Raw genomic sequence first — 22,465 nt, forward strand, 5'->3', positions numbered from 1 at the left:
CCCTTTGACTTTCCTATGCTTAGTAAAGACATACCTTTATTCATTTCAAACACCTATTTAAGTACTGGCCTAAATCACTCATATAACTGCACAATACTAAAACTAATCAGCTTAAAAAAAGTTATAGTAGATGGAACCACACATTTACGTCACAAACGCAAAAGTCAAACTCATTGAAATTTAAAGAAACTTCACTTTGTCTATAATATATATAGGTATATCTTTGTAGGCTAAAATTTATACAATATATAATGATTAAAATTACTCTACCGGATGGTACTGTTAGATCTTTTGATAAAGATGTTACTCCATATGAAGTGGCTGTGGATATAAGTGAAGGTTTCGCACGAAATGTAATCTCGGCAAAATTCAATGATATTATTGTTGAAACTACCACTCCATTAACCACAGATGGTAGTCTTACTCTTTATACTTGGAGAGATGATGCTGGCAAAAAAGCATTTTGGCATTCTTCAGCTCATGTTTTAGCTCAAGCTTTAGAAGAACTTTATCCTGGAGTTAAACTTTGGGTTGGTCCGGCAATAGAAAATGGTTTTTATTATGATGTAGATCTTGGTGATGGTGTTATCTCTGAGAAAGATTTCAAGACCATAGAAACAAAAATGATAGAAATTGCAAGAGGAAAGCACGACTTTAAAATGCGGGATGTTTCTAAAGCAGAAGCCTTAACATATTATAAAGGTAAAAACGATTATAAAGTAGATTTAATTGAAGGACTAGAAGACGGTACAATTAGTTTTTGCGACCATTCTACATTCACTGATTTATGTCGTGGTGGTCATATTCCTAATACAGGAATTATCAAGGCAGTTAAAATATTAAGTGTTGCTGGTGCATATTATAAAGGAGATGAAAATAATAAACAATTAACAAGGGTTTATGGTATTTCATTTCCAAAACAAAAAGAACTTACAGAATACCTTCATTTATTAGAGGAGGCTAAAAAACGAGACCACAGAAAACTTGGTAAAGAACTTGAGCTATTTACTTTTTCACCAAAAGTAGGCCAAGGTTTACCTTTGTGGCTACCAAAAGGAGCTGCTTTGAGAGAACGATTAGAAAATTTTCTAAAAACTGCTCAAAAGAAAGCTGGATATGAAATGGTTGTTAGCCCACATATTGGTCAAAAAGAACTGTATGTTACTTCGGGTCATTATGCAAAATATGGAGAGGACAGCTTTCAACCTATAAAAACACCAAAAGAGGATGAAGAATTTCTTCTTAAACCAATGAACTGTCCTCATCATTGTGAAATATATAACCATAAACCTTATTCCTATAAAGAGTTACCTAAACGCTTTGCCGAGTTTGGTACTGTATATCGCTATGAGCAAAGTGGAGAATTACATGGTTTAACTCGTGTTAGAGGTTTTACTCAAGATGATGCTCATATTTTTTGTACACCAGATCAATTAGATGCTGAATTTAAAGAAGTTATTGATTTAGTTTTGTATGTTTTTGGTTCATTAGGTTTTGAAGATTTCACAGCGCAAGTTTCTTTAAGAGATCCTGATAATCCAGATAAATATATAGGTGATGATGAGCATTGGAAAAAAGCTGAAGATGCCATATTAAATGCAGCAATTGACAAAGGTTTAAATTATGTTGTTGAAACTGGAGAAGCTGCTTTTTATGGTCCTAAACTAGATTTTATGGTAAAAGACGCTTTAGGACGTCAATGGCAATTAGGTACAATTCAAGTAGATTATACACTACCAGAGCGTTTTGATTTGACCTATAAAGGTAGTGATAATGAGATGCATAGACCTGTAATGATACATAGAGCACCATTTGGAAGTATGGAGCGTTTTATTGCTATTTTACTTGAACATACAGGTGGAAATTTCCCTTTATGGCTTATGCCAGATCAAGCAATTATTATATCAATAAGCGAGAAATACGAAAAATACGCTGAAAAAGTTTTAAATTTGCTAGAAAATGACGAAATTCGCGCCCTTGCAGACAACAGAAATGAAACTGTAGGTAAGAAAATTCGTGAAGCTGAAATACAAAAGTTTCCGTACATGATTATCGTAGGTGAGCAAGAAGAGAAAGACAACACAATAACTGTACGTCAACATGGTGGTGAAGATATTGGCACAATTGATGTAGAGAAATTTGTGAATATTGTAAAAGATAGAGTAAATAAAAGTTTAAAGACTTTTAAATAAATAACGTTTAATTAAAATACATAAGTTATAGCAATACGTAGAAGAAGGAATTATAGTAGACGTGTGGTCCAAGAAGATCAACACAAAATTAATTCTAAAATTAGAGCTGAAGAAGTTCGACTTGTTGGAGATAATGTGGAGATAGGTGTATATCCTACTAAACAAGCTCTCAGCATAGCAGATGACCAAGGATTAGATCTTGTAGAGATCTCTCCTAATGCAAATCCACCTGTTTGTAAAGTAATGGACTATAAAAAATTCCTTTACGAACAAAAGAAACGTGAAAAAGCATTAAAGTCTAAAGCGACAAAAGTTGTCGTTAAAGAAATTCGTTTTGGTCCTCAAACTGATGATCATGATTACGAGTTTAAGAAGAAGCATGCTGTAAAGTTCTTAAAAGATGGTGCAAAACTAAAAGCTTTTGTATTCTTTAAAGGACGTTCTATTGTATTTAAGGAGCAAGGTCAAATTTTATTGTTAAGATTAGCTCAAGACTTAGAGGAATATGGTAAGGTTGAGCAGATGCCCAAGCTAGAAGGAAAGCGAATGATAATGTTCATTGCACCTAAAAAGAAGTAAATAAAGACACACCATTGCTAAAGATATGGTGTTTTAAAGATAAGCGAAACGTAAATTAAAAATAGGAGAAAATGCCTAAAATGAAAACAAAATCGAGTGCTAAGAAACGTTTCAAACTAACTGGCACTGGTAAGATTAAAAGAAAGCATGCTTTTAAGAGTCATATATTGACAAAGAAATCTAAAAAGCGTAAGCTTAAGTTAACTCACGATGGTTTAGTACATAAATCTGACGAGGATAACATTAAAACAATGTTGCGTTTAAAGTAATATCGTTTTAATCGGTTAAAACAATTTATAAACCCTGGAGATAGGCAAAATTATTTAGCAAGTACCATTAAGGTCGCCTACTACAAAAAACAATTAAAGAAATGCCAAGATCAGTAAATTCAGTTGCGAAAAGAGCTAGAAGAAAGAAAGTTCTTAAGCAAGCAAAAGGTTACTTCGGAAGACGTAAAAACGTTTGGACAGTAGCAAAAAACGCGGTGGACAAAGCGATGCAATATTCGTACAGAGACCGCAGAAATAAAAAGAGAACATTCCGTGCGTTATGGATTATGCGTATTAATGCAGGTGCAAGACAACATGGAATGAGCTATTCAAAATTTATGGGTAAATTAAAAGCTAATAATATTGACTTAAACCGTAAGGTTCTTGCCGATTTAGCTATGAATCACCCAGAAGCTTTTGAAGCTATAGTAAACAAAGTTAAATAAGGCTTTTAGCCAAATTAATAACAACATTTCGCTTATAAAGTCCGGTTCATTAATTTGAATCGGATTTTTTATTTAAATAATTTTAAACACCTGAAACAAACAGTAAGCATGAAAGAAGTTAAAATGGTTGTAACCGATATGGATGGCACCTTACTAAATTCTCTACATGAAGTAAGTTCTCGGTTTTTTGATGTTTATAAGCAACTAAAACAACGAGGCATTTTATTTGTAGCTGCGAGTGGCAGACCTTATTACAGTATTGTAGAAAAACTTCACCCAATAAAGGATGACATCATTGTCATTGCAGAAAATGGTGGTTTAATTATTGAAAATAAAGAAGTGTTATTTTCAAATATTATAAACGTTGAAAAATTACAAGAGTTGTACAACTTAGTTACAAATATTAAAGACACATATCCTATTTTTTGCACTAAAAATCGAGCATATATTGTTAGAGCTTCAGATGACTTAATCGAAACGATATCAGAATATTATTCTGTTTATACTATTATTGATTCTTTTGAAGATATAAAGGATCATGTGATTAAAATAGCTCTTTATAATTCTACAAATTCTGAAACTCAAATTTTTCCTTACGTAAAACATTTGAGTCCTGAATTAAATGTGGTGGTCTCAGGCAATCATTGGGTTGATATTTCCGAAGCTATAACAAACAAAGGCCATGCCATTACAATATTGCAAAAACAGTACAATATAAAACACTCAGAAACAATGGCTTTTGGTGATTATAATAATGATTTAGAGCTTTTAAAATGTGCTAAGTACAGCTATGCTATGGCAAATGCGCACCCAAATGTAAAAACCATAGCAAATTTTGAAACCAAATCTAATAATGAATTTGGTGTAGAGTTGATTTTAGAAAACCTAATTTCCGAAAGCAGTTAGAACAATCGTTCTTCCCGAAGCACTATTTCTGTGCTCACATAGATAAATACCTTGCCAAATTCCTAAGTTTAATTGTCCATTGGTAATTGGTACCTGGACCGATGCACCCATTAAAGAAGCTTTTATATGAGCTGGCATATCATCAGAACCTTCATAAGTATGTTTATAATACGGTTCATTTTCGGGTACTATTTTATTAATATGGCTTTCAAAATCTAATCGAACCGTTGGATCTGCATTTTCATTAATAGTTAAACTTGCTGAAGTATGTTTTATAAAAACCTGCAATTGTCCAATAGAAATTTCATTAATCTCAGGAAAATTATTTAAAACTTGAGTCGTTATCAAATGAAAGCCTCTTGGATAAGGATTCAACCTTATTTCTTTTTGAAAAAATTTCATTCAAAATTATTTAGATTCATCAGAAATCTCATCAATAGCAAACTTAAACTCTTCCCAATTTATAAGTCCATCACCATCTTTATCGTAACCCTCTATGAGTTTAGAAGATACAATTCCTCTAATAAAACCGCTAATTTCAGCTTCCTTCAAAAGCTTAACTATTTCTTTTTTGGTTAATTTACCATCTCCATTTTTATCAAAAAATGCAAATGCTGCTTCTGGAGTATTGAAATGATTGGTAATTAAAATTTGAATTTTATTAAGTATAACTTCCTTTTGTCCCATTGTTTTAGCGATTAAGTCTTCTGTTTTTTCTTCTTAGCTGCAGGAAATAATACATTATTCAATATAAGTCGATATCCTGGAGATGTTGGATGTAAATCTAATTCTGTTTTAGGATCTCCTACTCTATGTGTATAATCTTCGGGATCGTGACCACCATAAAAAGTAAAAAAGCCTTTTCCTTTAATGCCATGAATGTATTTGGCTTCGCCATTAGTTCTATTTTCACCCATTACTAACACATTAGACTTTATTTCTTCTCTGGTAAACGATGTTGTTTGTCCCATAAAACCTTTAACTAATGCTGTATGATTTTGAGTTAACATTGTTGGAATTGGATCCCACTTTGCAGAATATTCCATTAATGAAAAATAATCGGTTGTCATTGGTATTTGTCGCTTACGTGTCATATCTATTGAAGAAAACTCATAGACATTTGGGTTACGTTCTAATATAAAATCCTTAAATGCAAACGTATTGGAATAGTCTATTTTACTTTGATAACTTGGATCACTACCATCGCCATCAAACATTGGTTCACATATATCTACACCTTCTGCTGAAAGTGCAATATCAAAACTATCTGTAGCGGAACACATGGCAAACATAAAACCACCACCTACAACGTAATCTCTAATTTTTAGCGCTACGGCTAACTTAGCGTCGGACACTTTACTGTAACCTAATCTTTCTGCCAATTCTTCTGCAGCCTTTTTTTCTTCAATATACCAAGCAGCTGAGCGATACGTTCTATAAAATTTACCATATTGACCTGTAAAATCTTCGTGATGCAAGTGTAACCAATCATATAATAATAATTCATCTTTTAAAACTTCTTCATCATAAATAGTTTCATAAGGAATTTCGGCATACGTTAATACCATAGTTACTGCATCATCCCAAGGTTGCTTTCCATAAGGTGTATAAACCGCAATTTTTGGTGCTTTCTCTAAAACAACTGCTTCTTGGTTAACTGCTGGGCTAGCAATCTCTTCTAAAATTTGTGCAGCTTTAGCTTCAGAAATCACCTCAAATGTTACACCTCTAATTTGGCATTCTCTCTGAATAATTTCTGCATCTGGTAATAAGAACGAACCACCTCTATAATTTAATAGCCATTTTACTTTTAACTCTCTTTCTAAAGTCCAGTAAGTAACACCATAAGCTTTTAAATGATTCTCTTGCGTTTCAGCATCCATAGGAATAAGAATGTAAGATGCATTAGCATTAATACTTAAAAAAAGTAAGAAAATTATAAGGGCGAATTTTTTCAAGTTCATAGATCTTTATCATTTTAACGAAATATAGCTAATTTTTAGTCTATAGTCATTTATTTTATCATTCTTTTAAGACCTAAATAGAATATGAAATGAGTTTATTATAATAAGGCTGACACTCTTTTAATAACGGATTTAAATGTTTTGGAAAAGGTGCTTCTTTTGGTTTATACTTTTGAAAACCATTGGATCTATGCACGTTATTATACCAATACTTTGCCCAAATACCGTCTTCTGGTCGTTGTTGCGGTTGCCATGATAACATATTGCTATCAAAAGAAATTTCAGCAAAATCACATAACTTTTTAAGTGTTTCTTCTGGATTTAGTAATACTTTTTTAGAATCTAAAACTGTAAATGGAATATTATGTTTTTCAAAATAATCTAGCAATTCAATATGAAGCGCATAGCCAACATCATTAATACTAGGGTTTTCAATTACCTTATCAAAAGAAGGCAGCATCTCCTTAGGGTTTCTAGTGAGAATTATGTTTACAGTTTGTTTCATAAAATCCCTATCTAAATCTAACAAATGGTGCGTCATATGCTTAAAGAACAATACTGGTTTTTCATTATTGCTTAACATTGCATCGATAACTTTATTTCCATCATTCTCCATTGTACTTAAAATATCCTCTGAACCAGGATGGTATGAGTGTGCTTCTGGATGATGTTTTAAATAATATGCATAAAGTGGTTCGTCAAAAACTTTTGTATCGTTTCTCTGTGCAAACGAATACATTAACGCTGTAGAAATATTTCGAGGTCCAGACCATAAACAAATACGTTTCACATTATCCATTACTCACTGTATTTTCAATTAAATCTTTATATAAAGCACTAAGTTTACTGGTCATTTTTCCGTAATTACCATCACCAATTTGTCTTCCATCAATTTTAGTTACTGGTGTTAGGCCACCAAAAGTTCCTGTTACGAATGCTTCATCAGCACCGTAAACATCAAAGAGTGAAAAGTCTTTTTCATAACATGGTATCTTATTTGCTTTACAAACTTCTAAAACTTTTGCTCTTGTAATACCATTCATGCAATATTTGCTTGTAGATGTCCAAACTTCATCATTCTTTATAATGAAAAAATTTGTAGCATTACATGTGGCGACAAATCCATTTATATCTAACATTAAGGCTTCATCGGCACCAGCTTGTATGGCTTGTATCAATGCTTGTACCTCATGCAATTTACTATGACAATTTAATCTTGGGTCTAAATAATCTGGAGAGCCTCTTCTAATAGTACTTGTAAATAATGTAATTCCTTTTTCTTTAGAATCTTTTGAAGCGGTTTTGTACTCTGGAATGATAACCACATTTGGTCCAGATATAGTAAGCCTGGGATCTTGTGAAGGAGTTTTTTTAATACCTCTAGTCACCATAATTCTTACATGTACTCCATCAGTCATTTTGTTGGCGTTGAGTGTATTCCAAACTTTTTGAGTCAACTCTTCTTTAGTGAATGGTAAATGCATACCAACGGTTGCCGCAGATTGCCATAATCGATTAAAATGGTCTTCTAAAAAAACTAAAACTCCTTGATGTAATCTTAGCGCTTCCCATACACCATCACCTACTAAATAACCACTATCGAAAACTGAAATTTTAGCTTCATTCCGTGGAAAAAGCTGATCATTAATTGATATAAGAATATCGTTATTTCTAGAATCTTCTAGAGCATTGTGAGTTCCATGAACCATAATTATAATTTTAAAGTAGAAAGATACTTAAAATTATAATTTGTAGAATTTAAAATACTCTTTATTCTAAGGTAGTTTGGTTACCAGAAAGCAAACTAGCAATGACTTTAGTATTAGGAAATTGATCTAAAATAATTTTAATAAAAACAGTTATAGGTATTGCCATTATTAATCCTGGAATTCCCCATAGAAAACCCCAAAACATTAGCATTACTAAAACAGCTATTACGTTTATAGAAAATGATTTTCCCATAAAAATAGGTTCTAAAATAGCACCAAAAGTGACTTGAACCATAGAAATTGCGAATATAAAAAAGAACAAAGTACTCGATGGATCTAATTCCACAAAAGCAAAAATCGATAAGCATATAACGGAAATAAAAGAACCCACCATTTGTACAAAATTAATTGCAAAAGCAAATAAGCCCCAAAAAATCGGAAAACTTACATCAAAAAATACACACATTAAGCCCGTAAACAAGCCTGTTAATGCACTTACCAACACTTTAACTTTAATAAATTTTATGAGATCTTTTTCGATCTTCATAAATGTTTTTATAGACGTATGTTTTTGTTTTAAGAGCGTGTTATTTAGTAAATTATGTACATTAATAGATTCTGCTAACCAAAGCACCACAAAGAAAACAGTCATTAATAACATTGTTAAAAATGAATTTAAAAAACCTAGGGTAGATCCAATATTTTCCTTCTGAAAGAATTGCGCAAAAACGTTTTGATTTTCTTCAAACTCCATCCCAAAATTATCTGTAAGATATACTTTAAGATCTGCTATTTTCTCATCGGCCTTAGGTAAAAACTCTGACTTAGTTGCCAAAATTTCTTTACTCGATAATTGAACCAACTCTATCCCTACTTTTAAACCAACTGCCACTAAAAGTAACACTATAATTATACTAAAAACTTTAGGTACTTTTCGTCTTCCCAACCATCTCATTAATGGTAAAAACAACAAGGCAATAAACATTGAAAAAATCAATGGAATAAATATGAAAGAAAGTATTTTAAGTAAATAAAATACTAAAGGTATAACTATTATTAACAGTAGGATATTAGTTGTACGTCTTTGGTCTAACATGAGGCAAATTTCTTTAAAATAGGCGTGTAAATATAAGTCAAAAAACGGTTTTCGACTTCATAAATTGCTGTTAAAAAGGGACTCCATCATCCTCTGGCCCATCAAATGCATCTGAAGCTGAAGGGAAGTTATCTGGTTTAAATGTATCATCGTTTGCAGCTTCATTCATTTTAGAGTGGAACTCACCAAACGGAGTGTCAAAATCATCTAAGTTATCGAACTTACCTAAGTGACCGATAAATTTTAATCTAATATTCTCTAATCCACCATTTCTATGTTTAGCTACTATAAACTCACCTTGACCTTCTGTTGGTGAACGCTCTTCATCATCCCACTCATCAATCTTATAATATTCTGGTCTGTATATAAAGGATACAATATCAGCATCTTGCTCAATTGCGCCAGATTCACGTAAATCAGATAATAATGGACGCTTGCTACCACCACGTGTTTCTACAGCACGAGACAATTGAGATAAAGCAATCACAGGAATATTTAATTCTTTAGCTAGAGCTTTTAAGTTACGAGAAATCGTTGATATTTCTTGTTCTCTATTCCCACCTTTTTGACTTCCACCAGCTGTCATTAACTGCAAATAATCAATCATAATCATCTTAATACCATACTGCGATGCTAATCGACGAGCTTTTGCTCTTAAATCGAAAATTGAAAGTGATGGTGTATCATCAATAAATAAAGGAGCTTTTTCTAAAGTCTTTACTTTAACATTTAGTTGTTCCCATTCGTGTTTTTCTAATTTACCGGTTCTTAATTTTTCTGAAGATAAACCCGTTTCACTTGAAATTAAACGTGTAATTAACTGCACGGATGACATTTCTAAAGAGAAAAATGCTACAGGAGTATTAGAATTTACGGCAACATTACGAGCCATCGTTAATGTAAAGGCCGTTTTACCCATACCAGGACGTGCAGCAACAATAACTAAATCACTAGGCTGCCAACCAGAAGTCAATTTATCTAATTTATCAAAACCAGAAGCAATTCCACTCATTCCTTCTTTATTAGAAATCTCCTCAATTTTCTTTTTAGCTTGTATTACTAAGCTTTGAGCTGTTTCAGTTGACTTCTTAACATTACCCTGTGTAACTTCGTACAATTTAGCTTCTGCATTATCTAAAAGGTCGAAAACATCTTTGGTTTCATCGTAAGCTTCTTCAATAATCTCACTTGAAATTTTAATTAAACTACGTTGAATATATTTTTGAAGAATAATACGTGCGTGAAACTCAATATGTGCTGAAGATGATACACGTTGGGTCAAAGAAATAAGATAAAAATCACCACCAATTAAATCTAATTTTTCATCCTTCTTTAGTTGACTTGAAACGGTTAATAAGTCGACTGGTTCACTGTTTTCAAATAATTTGAAAATAGCTTCAAAAATGTGTTTGTGCGCATCTTTGTAAAAAGCTTCTGCACTTAAAATATCAATAACCTCATCCACACCTTTTTTATCAATCATCATTGCACCTAGCACAACTTCCTCTAAATCAATTGCTTGAGGTGGAATTTTTCCTTTTTCCAAATTGATGATAGTGCTTTTATCTACTTTATAGCCTTGTATGGGATTGGGTTGTTTCATAAGTAACAAATGTAGCTAAATAGTGCTAAGAAAATGTAGTTGAGTCATTTACAATCTCAACAAATCTTTAACATTTCAACTGTTAATAAGTCTAATTTATTGTTAATAGCGCCAAAAAAACTGAAGCATAAACTCCAGTTTTATAGTGTTGCCTATGTTTAATGGAATTAATCTTTATAAACTCCCATTTCATTATATTTTTCCATGCGTTGATTCACTAAATCTTTTGGTGATAAGTTTTTAAGTTCTTCAAAAGATTTAACGATGGCATCTTTTACGGCAGAAAATGTTTTTTCTCTATCAGTATGCGCTCCACCAAGTGGCTCTTTTATAATCTGATCCACGAGTTTCATACGCTTCATGTCCTTAGCTGTAAGCTTTAAAGCTTCTGCTGCTTGTTCTTTGTATTCCCAGCTTCTCCATAAAATTGAAGAACACGACTCTGGAGAAATTACAGAATACCATGTGTTTTCTAACATCATTACGCGGTCACCTACTCCAATTCCTAAAGCACCACCTGAAGCACCTTCGCCAATAATAACGGTAATAATAGGAACTTTTAAACGTGCCATTTCTAAAATATTTCTAGCAATAGCTTCTCCTTGTCCTCGCTCCTCAGCTTCTAAGCCTGGATATGCACCTGGTGTATCTATTAAGGTAACTACAGGTATACCAAATTTTTCTGCCGACTTCATTAATCGTAATGCTTTACGATAACCTTCTGGATTAGACATTCCGAAATTACGATACTGTCTGGTTTTAGTATTAAATCCTTTTTGTTGTCCTATAAACATAAAAGATTGGTCACCAATTTTTCCTAACCCACCAATCATGGCTTTATCATCTTTTACATTTCTATCTCCATGTAATTCTAAAAATGAATCTCCACAAAGTGCATTGATGTGATCTAAAGTATAAGGTCTATCCGGATGACGAGACAGTTGAACACGCTGCCAAGCCGTAAGATTTTTATAAATATCCTTTTTAGTCTCAGCTAATTTTTTTTCAATCTGCTTACAAGTTTCAGTAACATCTACTTCACTTTCTTCACCTATTATCTGGCATTTTTGTAGCTGTTCTTCTAGTTCTTTTATGGGTAATTCAAACTCTAAGTATTCCATACAATTTGAAATTAGTTGTTTTATTTCGTTAGTTAGTAGTATGCAAACCTACGGATTATAATTTTATTTAAAAACTAAATTATTTAAAGAAGGTTCTTGTTATTGTATTAACAAAAATACAAGATTTTAAAAGAAAAAATAAAAACTTTAATCGGTTAAATTGGTTTTATTTCTTCGTCTTTTATAGTTTTTAAAAATAGCATCAAACAATACTGTAACTATAATCAAAATTGCTCCAATATAAAATTGTGGTGACATTTTCTCGGTTTCAGGAAATAGAAATAAAGCTAAGGCTATACCATAAATAGGCTCTAAATTATAGCTTAAAATCACGGTAAAAGGACTTATATATCTCATTACATCTACCGAACCTATAAATGCATAAGCCGTGCATACTGATGCCAATATGAAAATATACAGCCAATCATTGTTAGATAAGTCAAAAAATTCTGCATTAAAACTAACACCAGAAAAAAGAATAAAAATGGTTAAAAACACAACACCACTTATAAACTCATAAAACGAAATTACTGTTGCACTGAAACGCTCAATAAATCGTCCATTGATTACAGCAAAAAGCGTTGAAAACAAGGCAGATAACAATCCTAAAACGATACCATTGATATAACCTAATTCGCTACTGGTTATTAAAAATACTCCAAGTATTACAATTATACCAAATACGATTTCATAACCTAATATGCGACGTTTAAAGAAAATAGGCTCAATAAAAGAAGCAAAAAAAGCACCCGAAGAAAACATGGCCAAGGCAATTGATACGTTTGCCTGATTAATAGCTTCAAAAAATGTAACCCAATGCAAAGCAATAATTACACCTGCTGCTAAAAATTGTAAAAACGTTTTTTTTGTTATTTTAATATTTAACCTTATAAATTTAATATAGATAAACATTAAAACACCAGCAATAGCCATTCTATACCAGACTAATTGTAATGAACCTATTGTAATAAGTTCTCCAAGAATTGCAGTAAATCCAGCAATGAAAACTAGAAAATGTAAATGTAGATAGTGCTTTAACTTAGCGTTTGGCATTTTGCAGAAGGTATATAGCTAAAATACCAAATATAAAATTAGGAAACCAAACTGCAATTAACGGCGGAAAATTTGCCTGCTCGGCCATAACGCCAAATATCTTATCTAAAAAGACATATACCATAGCAATGGCAATACCGAAAGCCAGATTAACTCCCATGCCTCCACGTCTTTTAACGGAAGAAACTGCTACAGCTATAATAGTTAAGATAAATATAGAAACTGGTAAGCTCCATTTCTTTTGCAACACCACTTCGTAGCGTCCAATATTTGGTGATCCTCGTCGTTTTTCGGCAGCAATAAAATCTAAAAGTTCTCCGTACGACTTGGTTTCTGCAGCGTATTCTACTGGTGTTAAATCCTCTAATTCAAAAGGAAATTTAATATTAATATTCCTTTTTTTCTCCAAAGTTTCCACACCGTTTTCAAAACTACGCTTTACATATGTTGTTAGTTTATAACTTGAGTCTTCTTCAATATACCTAATATTATCTGCAAATATTTTGTACTTAAGTTCATTCCCTTCGAAATGCTCATAAGTAAAATTCATACCAGATTTTCTTTTAGGTGTAAAACTACTTACATATATATAGTCATTGTCATTTATCTGTCGGTAAACGTTTTGTGTTTTTTGAACTTGTTTATTCTTTTTTAGGTACTTAAACTTAAATTCATTAAAACCTTTACTTGCTATAGGTGCTAAATACATTCCTAATACTAAAGCGAAAATTGCTACAATTGAAGCACCTATTAAATACGGTCTCAAAAATCTAGAAAATGACACACCAGAACTTAAAAAAGCCACAATTTCTGTGTTATTAGCTAATTTTGATGTAAACCAAATAACCGATAAAAATAAGAACAATGGAAATAATAGATTAGCAAAATAAACTGTGAAATTTAAATAATAAGTGCTCACCTCTCCGAAGGGTGCATTATGCTCTAACATTTTACCTACTTTTTCAGCTAAATCTACGGTAATTGCTATTGGAATAAATAGCAATAACATCATAAGAAATGTAATTAAGTAGCGCTTTAATATGTACCAATCTAGTATTTTCACTTACTATAATCTGTTATCCATTTGTTTAACCATTTTATCCTTCCAAGCTCTAAAATCGCCAGCAATAATATGCTTTCTGGCTTCTCTAGTTAACCATAAGTAAAAACCTAAATTATGTATTGTTGCAATTTGTTTTCCTAAAAGTTCATTAACCGTAAACAAATGTCTTAAATAGGCTTTACTATATTCTGTATCAACAAAAGTAATAGCCATTTCATCTATTGGCGAAAAATCATTTGCCCATTTTAAGTTTTTAATATTTATAGTACCATGCGCAGTAAACAACATACCATTTCTGGCATTACGAGTTGGCATAACACAATCAAACATATCTACACCTAACGCAATATTTTCTAATATATTGATAGGTGTACCAACACCCATTAAGTATCTAGGTTTGTCTTCTGGCAAAATACTACATACCACATCGGTCATGGCATACATTTCTTCAGCTGGTTCTCCTACCGAAAGTCCACCAATAGCATTACCTTCTGCTCCAGCATTGGCAATATATTCTGCAGATTGTTGTCGTAAGTCTTTATAGGTACTCCCTTGTACAATAGGAAAAAACGTTTGTTCGTAATCGTACTTAAAAGGTGTCTTTTTTAAATGAGTTATACAACGCTCTAACCAACGATGCGTCATATGCATAGAACGTTTTGCATAATTATAATCGCAAGGGTATGGTGTACACTCATCAAACGCCATAATGATGTCAGCGCCTATACTTCGCTGTACTTCCATAACATTTTCTGGAGTAAATACGTGATAACTACCATCTATATGAGACTTAAACTTTACACCTTCTTCTTTAATTTTTCTGTTTGCAGACAAGGAATACACTTGGTAACCACCAGAATCTGTTAAAATATTTCGGTCCCAATTCATAAACTTATGCAATCCTCCTGCTTGTTCTAAAATTGGTGTTTGAGGTCTTAAATATAAATGATAGGTGTTACCTAAAATTATATCTGGGTTAATATCATTTTTCAATTCTCTCTGATGCACACCTTTAACAGAAGCAACAGTACCTACAGGCATAAAAATTGGAGTTTCTATAGTACCATGATCTGTTGTTATAGCACCAGCTCTAGCCTTAGAGTTTTTATCAGTTGTTAGTCTTTGAAATTTCATTAAAATTAAGTCTGATGGCAAATATAATTAACTCAATCTCATTCAATCTTAATTAAAAATAAAAATTGTTAGCAAATCCATAAAATCGTTAATAAGTGACCTCATTCTACCTTTGAAAGGCTTAAGTAAAGAGCTATTTTTGTGGCACAAAATTTAAGCAACATAACATGCCAAACATTAAAGAATTAGAAGATTTAACAACTCAGGTTCGTAGAGATATTTTACGAATGGTACATAAAGTCAACTCTGGTCATCCTGGAGGATCTCTTGGATGTGCCGAATTTTTTGTTTCATTATACCAAGAAATAATGGATAGAAACGAAGGTTTTGATATGGATGGAAAAGGAGAAGATTTATTTTTCCTTTCTAATGGACATATCTCACCCGTTTATTACAGTGTTTTAGCTCGTTCGGGCTATTTTTCGGTAGATGAATTAAACACATTTAGACTAATAGATTCTCGTTTACAAGGACACCCAACAACACACGAAGGTTTACCTGGTATTAGAATCGCTTCTGGTTCTTTAGGACAAGGAATGTCTGTTGCCATTGGTGCAGCTCAAGCCAAAAAATTAAATAATGATGATCATTTAGTATACAGTCTTCATGGTGATGGCGAGTTACAAGAAGGACAAAATTGGGAAGCTATAATGTATGCTTCTGCAAAAAAAGTTGATAATCTTATTTCAGCTATAGATTTAAACGGTCAACAAATTGACGGTTCTACTGATGATGTGCTACCAATGGGAAGTATTAAAGGAAAATTTGAAGCTTTTGGTTGGACAGTTATCGACATTGAAGAAGGAAACAATATTGAAGCTGTTTTAAAAGGAATGGCGGAAGCAAAATCTTTAACAGGTAAAGGGAAACCAGTTTGTGTTTTACTGCATACCATAATGGGTAATGGAGTAGATTTTATGATGCATACGCATGCATGGCATGGTAAAGCACCTAATGATGAACAATTAGAAATTGGATTAAACCAAAATGCTGAAACCTTAGGAGATTACTAAATTAAGTCTAATTAAACAGATACCCACTTTCGTGGGCATTACTATGAAAACATATACATACAAAGAAAAAAAAGATACAAGAAGTGGTTTTGGTGCTGGATTAGCAGAACTAGGTAGAACCAATCCTAATGTTGTAGCACTTTGTGCAGACTTAATTGGATCTTTAAAGATGAATCAATTTATAGATGAAAATCCTGAACGTTTTTTCCAAATAGGAATTGCAGAAGCTAATATGATGGGAATTGCAGCAGGATTAACCATTGGAGGTAAAATTCCTTTTACTGGTACTTTTGCTAATTTCTCTACAGGTAGAGTTTATGACCAAATTCGCCAATCTATAGCATATTCTGGAAAAAATGTAAAAATCTGTGCATCTCATGCAGGTTTAACCTTAGGAGAAGATGGTGCAACTCACCAAATTTTAGAAGATATTGGCTTAATGAAAATGTTACCAGGTATGGTAGTTATTAATCCATGTGATTATAACCAGACTAAAGCCGCAACTATTGCCATTGCAGAACATGATGGACCAGTTTACTTAAGATTTGGAAGACCTTCTGTACCAATCTTTACTCCTGCAGATCAAAAATTTGAAATTGGTAAAGCGATTCAACTAACTGAAGGAACCGATGTTACTATTGTAGCTACAGGCCATTTAGTATGGGAAGCTCTAGAAGCATCTAAAGCACTTCATGAAGCAGGAATTTCTGCAGAAGTCATAAATATCCATACCATAAAGCCTTTAGACGACAAAGCCATTTTAGATTCAGTAGCAAAAACAGGATGCATTGTAACTGCAGAAGAACACAATCATTTAGGTGGTTTAGGAGAAAGTGTAGCCAGAGTCTTAGCACAGCACAGACCTACACCTCAAGAGTTCGTCGCAACTAATGATACGTTTGGAGAGTCTGGTACACCTGCACAACTTATGGATAAATACGGATTAAATAGCGCAGCTATTGAAAAAGCAGTAAAAAAAGTCTTAAAAAGAAAATAAGTTCATTTTGGCAACGTTTTTGATATTAGATACCTAATCTTAAAAACGAACATTATGAAAAATTTGAAAAAGTCAGCTTTTTTAGTTGCAATTTTAGCATTTATTAGTTTTAGTTTAAATGCACAAAACGGTAGTGCATTTGGTGTTAAAGGTGGTTTAAACTATAGTGCCAATGGAGATTATTTTGAATCTATTGGTGAGAATGCAAAAAATCCAGATCGTAATATTGGTTACCATGTTGGACTTTTTGGTAAAATAGGAGATAAACTCTATTTTAGACCAGAGTTGGTTTATACCGCTACAAAAAGTGATTATGATAGCGACCATTTTAATGTTAAAAAAATAGACGCACCACTTTTAGTTGGACTTAAAGTATTAGGACCAATTAGTGTATTTGGTGGTCCATCATTACAATATATTCTAGATACTGATTTTGAAGGTATTGATATTGATAATGTTGAAGATGATTTCTCTGTAGGACTCAATTTTGGTATTGGTCTAAGTTTAGACAAAATTGGAATTGATTTAAGATACGAGAGAGGCTTTAATAATAATGAAGCAAGGTTTATAGACAACAACATTGGTGGTGGAGCTGTAAGTAGAATTGACACTAGACCAGATCAACTAATTTTAAGTTTATCTATTGCATTATAAACTAGAAGCACGTCTTAAAATTATAGAAATAAAAAGCCGCTCATTGATTGAGCGGCTTTTTTAATATTCTATTAATAATAATAAATATTACTCATTATCATCTTCATTGTAATTTATACTAACATTTTCATCTAAGTAATCAGGCACACCATTACCATCTGTGTCTATCATAGTTAATGTATGGATAGTAATAATACCTGAATCATCACTTCTTTCTGTTTCAAATTCATTAGAAGCTAAAACAGGTTCTTCGTCACCTTCATTAGTATCTACTACATATGTCTTAGGAAACAACTCGTCTAGAGTTGAAACATCATCATTATCATCATCAAAATCTATATAGTTAGGAAAACCATCTTCATCTGTATCGTCATTGTTAACATCTAAATCTCCATCTAAATCTTCTAAATATGAAGGTATTAAGTCTAAGTCGTGATCAGCTTGCTCATATTGTAATAATTCAAATTTAAAAATAAGATTATCATAAGCAGAACCCGTAGTAATTCCTGAAAAATAAGCTAACCCAGAAGGAAGAAACATTACTCCTAAACCAAAATTATTATAGTTTACATTACCATTATTATCTATGTCAAAATCCATTGCTGCATTAAACTCAGGTATAACAAGTTGCCATCCTTTAATAGTACCAAAAGTACTAAATCCATTACCCACTAAAGAGATATCCGTTGGTGTAGCTCTAGAATCAAAAACATCACCATCTTCTAAAGAACTTCCCTCATACCTCATACGCACAGCATCTGGGAATTTTGGAGAACCACCTTCTCCTTGATTAATTCTTAGAATGTAATACTCATAATCAAAATCAAGAAATACAGTTGTATGTGTCTCTACTGCATTAATTAATAATGTGTTTCCAGCTGGTACATCTTCACCATCTTCTAACTCAGTGATGACAATATCTGTATACTTATGATTAGTGCCTGACTCGAAAAAAGCAGAATTATAATAATGCGTATTAAGATAATTTAATAAGGAATCTCTATCCTTTTCTTGTTGCTCTCCTCTATCTTCTTCTTGAAATGAAGTTGTTGGGCCATCATCTGGCTCACAAGAAACAAAAACAGTTACCAATGCCAATAAATAAAGGCTAAATTTTAAAGTTTTAATTTTCATAGGATTTTTGTATTTCTCATATATATCTACCACAGATTCAATATGATGTTCATTATTGCTTAATAATTAGGCGCAAGATACAATAATATAATATTTTTGTACAACAAGATTAACGTTGTTTTTAGTTAAAAATATATGCGAATTGATAAATACTTATGGTGTGTGCGTTATTACAAAACACGAAGCATAGCTACTCAAGCATGTAAAAAAGGACATGTAAAGCTAAATGGAAGCGTAGCTAAACCCTCTAGAGAGGTCTATGCTACTGATAAAATTGAGCTAAGAAAAAACCAAGTAAATTACCAAATAACCGTAAATGATTTACCACCAAACCGAGTTGGAGCAAAACTCGTTGATATATACAGAATAGATACTACACCAAAAGAAGCCTTTGAGGCTCAAGAGCTATTAAAGTATAGTAAAGATTATTATCGTAAAAAAGGCACGGGAAGACCAACTAAAAAAGACAGAAGAGATATTGATGATTTCTATGAAGAAGAATAAACTCGATAAATATTACTGGGAAGACCGCTATACAAAAAATAATACTGGTTGGAATATTGGCTACCCTTCTACTCCTATAAAAAGCTATATTGACCAATTAAAAGACAAAACACTAAAAATTTTAATACCTGGCGCAGGCAATGGTTATGAAGCTGAATATTTGTGGAATTTAGGTTTCAAAAACATCTATGTTGTAGACTTTGCTGCTCAAGCTTTAGACAATTTTAAACAGCGTGTTCCTAATTTTCCGGATGAACAATTACAATGTGCCGATTTTTTTGAATTGAATTTACGTTTTGACCTTATAATAGAGCAAACTTTTTTTTGTGCACTAAATCCAGACCTTAGAAATAAGTATGTTTCTCACATGCATCAACTTCTAAATCCTAAAGGTAAGTTGGTGGGTTTATTGTTCGATTTTCCACTTACCCAATCTGGTCCGCCTTTTGGTGGAAGTTTATCTGAATATCAATTTCGCTTTAAAGAAAAATTTAAAATCAAAATTTTAGAAACCTCAATTAATTCTATAAAAGAAAGACAAGGTAAAGAACTGTTTTTTATCTTTGAGAGTCAATAACACGCATTTAGCAAGCGTTGAATATTGTTAACTAATAGATTTATTAAAAAAACACTAATGGCACTAACCAAGAACACTATTCTTAGTCATAAAGAAATTGAGCATAAGATTAAACGCATTGCGTACCAAATTTATGAAAGTAATGTTAACGAAACCGAACTCATAATTGCTGGTATTGAAAGTAATGGATTTGTACTTGCTAAGAAAATAAAAAATAGTCTTGATAAAATTTCTTCTATAGAATCTACCTTGTGCAAAGTTACCATTAACAAATCTGAGCCAACTAAACCTATTAAGACATCAATAAAAAAAGAAGATTATGCTAATAAATCTATAGTGCTTATAGATGATGTTTTAAATTCTGGTAGTACATTGATTTATGGAATTAAACATTTTTTAGATGTGCCTCTTAAGCAGTTTAAAACTGCTGTGTTAGTCAATAGAAATCATAAAAAATATCCTGTAAAAGCAGATTTTAAAGGTATTTCGCTTTCTACGTCTCTTTTTGAACACGTCCATGTAAATTTATCTAAACAACCTTACGAGGCGTATTTAGATTAAGCGCATTAAAATATCTTCTATTATCTCTTGCTTTGATTTGTTATCAGTTACTATTGTGTAATCCGCTTGGTTGTAGTACTGTACACGTTCAAAAATATGTTTACCTATAAACTCTAATAAATCTTCCTCTGTTTTTAAATGACTTATTAATGGTCGTTTTTCTCGTTCTTTAAATAAACGTTTCGATAAAAGTGGAATAGAAAGCTTTAGAAAACACGTTATTACATTTTCATTTTTTAATAATACATTTAAATTATTTCCATAACACGGTGTACCACCTCCCAAAGCTACGATAGTATTATCATGTGTACTAATTACTTCTTTTAGGTAATGTGTTTCTTTTTTTCTAAAATATATTTCACCTTTAGTTTTAAATAATTCTGGTATGGAGCTATTCTCCTTATGCGAAATGTAATCATCTAAATCTAAAAAACTGTAATTAAGCACAGTAGCTAATTCCTTACCTATAGTAGATTTTCCCGATCCCATATATCCTATTAATACGACTAACATATTGCTTATAATTTGATTATTAAATCTATACGATTACAGACAACAAAAAAACAAAAATTTAAATAAAAAAAGTGTTGTTTTATTAATTAAACATTTTATATTTGCACCCTCGTTAGAGAAAAACATTATGACCAGTTAGCTCAGTTGGTAGAGCATCTCCCTTTTAAGGAGAGGGTCCTGGGTTCGAGCCCCAGACTGGTCACAAAAAGTTAAGCACAAAAAGCTTAACTTTTTTTTTACCTTTACTTTATTGTTTTGCGCACGTGGCGGAATTGGTAGACGCGCCAGCTTGAGGGGTTGGTGGACATTAGTCCGTGGAAGTTCGAGTCTTCTCGTGCGCACTTTATTATTAGAATTCCCTTTTATTTCTCTATTTCTTCTTAAGTTTTAAAATTATTTTTAATATATTTTATGTTAATTATAACATTTCTATTCATTAAAATCTTATTTTTGTTTAAACATTATTAAAAAAAATTGAACAATATAAAAAACAGATTCAGTATTAAAGACCTTGAAAACCTCACAGGTATTAAGGCTCATACTATAAGAATATGGGAGAAACGCTATAATCTTTTAGAACCCAAACGCACAGATACCAATATTAGGTATTACGATTTAGCAGGCTTTCAGAAATTGCTTAATATTAGTTTTCTAAACAATAACGGTTATAAAATATCTAAAATAGCGACCTTAAAAGAAAGTGAAATTCCTACTTTGGTTAAAGATATTTCCTCTAAAAATGACACAGATAATCATGCCATTAATGAGTTAAAGTTAGCAATGCTGAATTTTGACCAAGCTCTTTTTTATGAAACCTACCAATCGCTTTTAGAGGAAAAGTCATTTAAAGATATATTTTTTGATGTTTTTATACCAATGTTAACCAGCATAGGAATTTTATGGCAAACGGATACAATTACACCTGCTCACGAGCATTTTATATCCTCTTTAATTAGACAAAAAATAATTGGTAATACAGATAAGGTTCAATCAAAACAAGTAAACAAATCAAAAAAGACATTTGTATTATTTCTTCCCTTTAACGAAATTCATGATTTAGGTTTATTATTTATTAATCATCAAATCATCAGTAAAGGTTATCATTCTATATTTTTAGGACATAGTGTGCCAGTGAACAACTTAACACATGTTCTAAATTATTATGATGATGTTAATTTTATCTCGTACTTTACAATAAAACCAGATACGGAAAATGTTAGTGCATATTTAAAGGATTTTGAATCAACTATTTTAAAGAATTCTAACTCCAAACTATGGTTACTAGGTAGAAAACTTAACGAGATAGATGTTAACGATCTACCAAAAGGGATAAAAGCATTTAAGAATATAAAATCTTTAATTGAAGAGATTAAATAG

At 32.0% G+C, this 22,465-nt stretch carries 25 protein-coding genes and 2 tRNA genes; 14 read left to right on the forward strand and 13 right to left on the reverse strand.

What is annotated here, in order from left to right:
• Positions 1–251: 251 nt before the first annotated feature.
• From thrS to H8K90_RS15735, 5 genes are all read left to right on the forward strand, one after another.
• Positions 252–2,192 (forward strand): threonine--tRNA ligase, encoded by a 1,941-nt coding sequence (gene thrS, locus H8K90_RS15715; protein WP_186846949.1) that lies wholly within the window; start codon positions 252–254, stop codon positions 2,190–2,192.
• A gap of 63 nt (positions 2,193–2,255) precedes the next feature.
• Positions 2,256–2,771, forward strand: coding sequence for a translation initiation factor IF-3 (gene infC / locus H8K90_RS15720; protein ID WP_186846950.1), 516 nt, complete (start codon positions 2,256–2,258; stop codon positions 2,769–2,771).
• Positions 2,772–2,842: 71 nt separating this feature from the next.
• Entirely contained in the window at positions 2,843–3,040 is a 198-nt protein-coding gene (gene rpmI, locus H8K90_RS15725) for a 50S ribosomal protein L35 (protein ID WP_045468309.1), read from the forward strand.
• Between the two features lie 101 nt (positions 3,041–3,141).
• Positions 3,142–3,486, forward strand: coding sequence for a 50S ribosomal protein L20 (gene rplT / locus H8K90_RS15730; protein ID WP_186846951.1), 345 nt, complete (start codon positions 3,142–3,144; stop codon positions 3,484–3,486).
• A 108-nt stretch (positions 3,487–3,594) separates the two neighbouring features.
• Entirely contained in the window at positions 3,595–4,392 is a 798-nt protein-coding gene (locus H8K90_RS15735; RefSeq protein WP_186846952.1) for an HAD family hydrolase, read from the forward strand.
• On the opposite strand, the gene H8K90_RS15740 is transcribed toward H8K90_RS15735, so the two are convergent.
• The 11 genes from H8K90_RS15740 to tgt form a co-directional block, all read right to left on the reverse strand.
• On the reverse strand, positions 4,372–4,794 hold the full coding sequence (locus tag H8K90_RS15740) for a secondary thiamine-phosphate synthase enzyme YjbQ (RefSeq protein WP_186846953.1): 423 nt from the start codon (positions 4,792–4,794) through the stop codon (positions 4,372–4,374). The genes H8K90_RS15735 and H8K90_RS15740 overlap by 21 nt on opposite strands.
• A 6-nt stretch (positions 4,795–4,800) precedes the next feature.
• On the reverse strand, positions 4,801–5,079 hold the full coding sequence (locus H8K90_RS15745; protein WP_186846954.1) for an EF-hand domain-containing protein: 279 nt from the start codon (positions 5,077–5,079) through the stop codon (positions 4,801–4,803).
• An 11-nt stretch (positions 5,080–5,090) separates the two neighbouring features.
• Positions 5,091–6,275 (reverse strand): asparagine synthetase B, encoded by a 1,185-nt coding sequence (locus tag H8K90_RS15750; RefSeq protein ID WP_246457855.1) that lies wholly within the window; start codon positions 6,273–6,275, stop codon positions 5,091–5,093.
• Between the two features lie 154 nt (positions 6,276–6,429).
• The gene (locus tag H8K90_RS15755; RefSeq protein WP_222611372.1) at positions 6,430–7,155 is read right to left on the reverse strand and encodes a sulfotransferase-like domain-containing protein; all 726 of its coding nucleotides are present in this window, start codon (positions 7,153–7,155) and stop codon (positions 6,430–6,432) included.
• Positions 7,148–8,065, reverse strand: coding sequence for an aminotransferase class IV (locus H8K90_RS15760; RefSeq protein ID WP_186846956.1), 918 nt, complete (start codon positions 8,063–8,065; stop codon positions 7,148–7,150). The genes H8K90_RS15755 and H8K90_RS15760 overlap by 8 nt, the downstream gene beginning before the upstream one ends.
• A 61-nt stretch (positions 8,066–8,126) precedes the next feature.
• Positions 8,127–9,161: an AI-2E family transporter gene (locus H8K90_RS15765; protein ID WP_186846957.1), complete on the reverse strand. Its 1,035-nt coding sequence runs from the start codon at positions 9,159–9,161 to the stop codon at positions 8,127–8,129.
• Positions 9,162–9,231: 70 nt separating this feature from the next.
• The gene (gene dnaB, locus H8K90_RS15770) at positions 9,232–10,764 is read right to left on the reverse strand and encodes a replicative DNA helicase (RefSeq protein WP_186846958.1); all 1,533 of its coding nucleotides are present in this window, start codon (positions 10,762–10,764) and stop codon (positions 9,232–9,234) included.
• A gap of 167 nt (positions 10,765–10,931) precedes the next feature.
• Positions 10,932–11,885, reverse strand: coding sequence for an acetyl-CoA carboxylase carboxyltransferase subunit alpha (locus H8K90_RS15775; protein ID WP_186846959.1), 954 nt, complete (start codon positions 11,883–11,885; stop codon positions 10,932–10,934).
• 147 nt (positions 11,886–12,032) lie between these two features.
• Positions 12,033–12,938, reverse strand: a complete 906-nt coding sequence (locus tag H8K90_RS15780; protein ID WP_186846960.1) for a DMT family transporter — start codon at positions 12,936–12,938, stop codon at positions 12,033–12,035.
• On the reverse strand, positions 12,925–13,947 hold the full coding sequence (locus tag H8K90_RS15785) for an LptF/LptG family permease (protein WP_246457859.1): 1,023 nt from the start codon (positions 13,945–13,947) through the stop codon (positions 12,925–12,927). The genes H8K90_RS15780 and H8K90_RS15785 overlap by 14 nt, the downstream gene beginning before the upstream one ends.
• 57 nt (positions 13,948–14,004) lie before the next feature.
• Positions 14,005–15,135 (reverse strand): tRNA guanosine(34) transglycosylase Tgt, encoded by a 1,131-nt coding sequence (tgt, locus tag H8K90_RS15790; RefSeq protein ID WP_186846962.1) that lies wholly within the window; start codon positions 15,133–15,135, stop codon positions 14,005–14,007.
• Positions 15,136–15,302: 167 nt separating this feature from the next.
• Between tgt and H8K90_RS15795 the strand changes: the two genes are divergently transcribed.
• The 3 genes from H8K90_RS15795 to H8K90_RS15805 are packed head-to-tail and all read left to right on the forward strand — an operon-like array spanning position 15,303 to position 17,799.
• On the forward strand, positions 15,303–16,148 hold the full coding sequence (locus H8K90_RS15795) for a transketolase (RefSeq protein WP_186846963.1): 846 nt from the start codon (positions 15,303–15,305) through the stop codon (positions 16,146–16,148).
• A 43-nt stretch (positions 16,149–16,191) separates the two neighbouring features.
• On the forward strand, positions 16,192–17,145 hold the full coding sequence (locus tag H8K90_RS15800; protein ID WP_186846964.1) for a transketolase family protein: 954 nt from the start codon (positions 16,192–16,194) through the stop codon (positions 17,143–17,145).
• A 54-nt stretch (positions 17,146–17,199) separates the two neighbouring features.
• Positions 17,200–17,799 carry an outer membrane beta-barrel protein gene (locus H8K90_RS15805; protein ID WP_186846965.1) on the forward strand — a complete coding sequence of 200 codons (600 nt, stop codon included), beginning with the start codon at positions 17,200–17,202 and terminating at the stop codon, positions 17,797–17,799.
• Between the two features lie 87 nt (positions 17,800–17,886).
• Here the strand turns inward: H8K90_RS15805 and H8K90_RS15810 are convergent, their stop codons facing one another.
• The gene (locus tag H8K90_RS15810) at positions 17,887–18,933 is read right to left on the reverse strand and encodes an FKBP-type peptidyl-prolyl cis-trans isomerase (RefSeq protein WP_186846966.1); all 1,047 of its coding nucleotides are present in this window, start codon (positions 18,931–18,933) and stop codon (positions 17,887–17,889) included.
• Positions 18,934–19,068: 135 nt separating this feature from the next.
• Between H8K90_RS15810 and H8K90_RS15815 the strand changes: the two genes are divergently transcribed.
• Genes H8K90_RS15815 through H8K90_RS15825 form a run of 3 tightly spaced genes read left to right on the forward strand, consistent with a single transcriptional unit; the run spans position 19,069 to position 20,575 of the window.
• Positions 19,069–19,437 carry an RNA-binding S4 domain-containing protein gene (locus H8K90_RS15815; protein WP_186846967.1) on the forward strand — a complete coding sequence of 123 codons (369 nt, stop codon included), beginning with the start codon at positions 19,069–19,071 and terminating at the stop codon, positions 19,435–19,437.
• Complete coding sequence (locus H8K90_RS15820) at positions 19,415–20,014, forward strand: methyltransferase domain-containing protein (RefSeq protein WP_186846968.1); 600 nt, start codon at positions 19,415–19,417, stop codon at positions 20,012–20,014. The genes H8K90_RS15815 and H8K90_RS15820 overlap by 23 nt, the downstream gene beginning before the upstream one ends.
• A gap of 57 nt (positions 20,015–20,071) precedes the next feature.
• Complete coding sequence (locus H8K90_RS15825) at positions 20,072–20,575, forward strand: phosphoribosyltransferase family protein (protein WP_186846969.1); 504 nt, start codon at positions 20,072–20,074, stop codon at positions 20,573–20,575.
• On the opposite strand, the gene H8K90_RS15830 is transcribed toward H8K90_RS15825, so the two are convergent.
• Entirely contained in the window at positions 20,567–21,088 is a 522-nt protein-coding gene (locus H8K90_RS15830; protein WP_186846970.1) for a shikimate kinase, read from the reverse strand. The genes H8K90_RS15825 and H8K90_RS15830 overlap by 9 nt on opposite strands.
• A gap of 129 nt (positions 21,089–21,217) precedes the next feature.
• On the opposite strand from H8K90_RS15830, the gene H8K90_RS15835 reads away from it, so the two are divergent.
• The 3 genes from H8K90_RS15835 to H8K90_RS15845 all read left to right on the forward strand — a co-directional run bounded on the left by H8K90_RS15835 (position 21,218) and on the right by H8K90_RS15845 (position 22,465).
• A tRNA-Lys gene (locus H8K90_RS15835) sits at positions 21,218–21,290 on the forward strand.
• 55 nt (positions 21,291–21,345) lie between these two features.
• Positions 21,346–21,429, forward strand: a tRNA-Leu gene (locus H8K90_RS15840).
• Between the two features lie 133 nt (positions 21,430–21,562).
• Positions 21,563–22,465 (forward strand): MerR family transcriptional regulator, encoded by a 903-nt coding sequence (locus H8K90_RS15845; RefSeq protein ID WP_186846971.1) that lies wholly within the window; start codon positions 21,563–21,565, stop codon positions 22,463–22,465.

It is taken from the genome of Winogradskyella echinorum (assembly GCF_014297365.1).
In the GTDB taxonomy this organism is placed as follows: domain Bacteria; phylum Bacteroidota; class Bacteroidia; order Flavobacteriales; family Flavobacteriaceae; genus Winogradskyella; species Winogradskyella echinorum.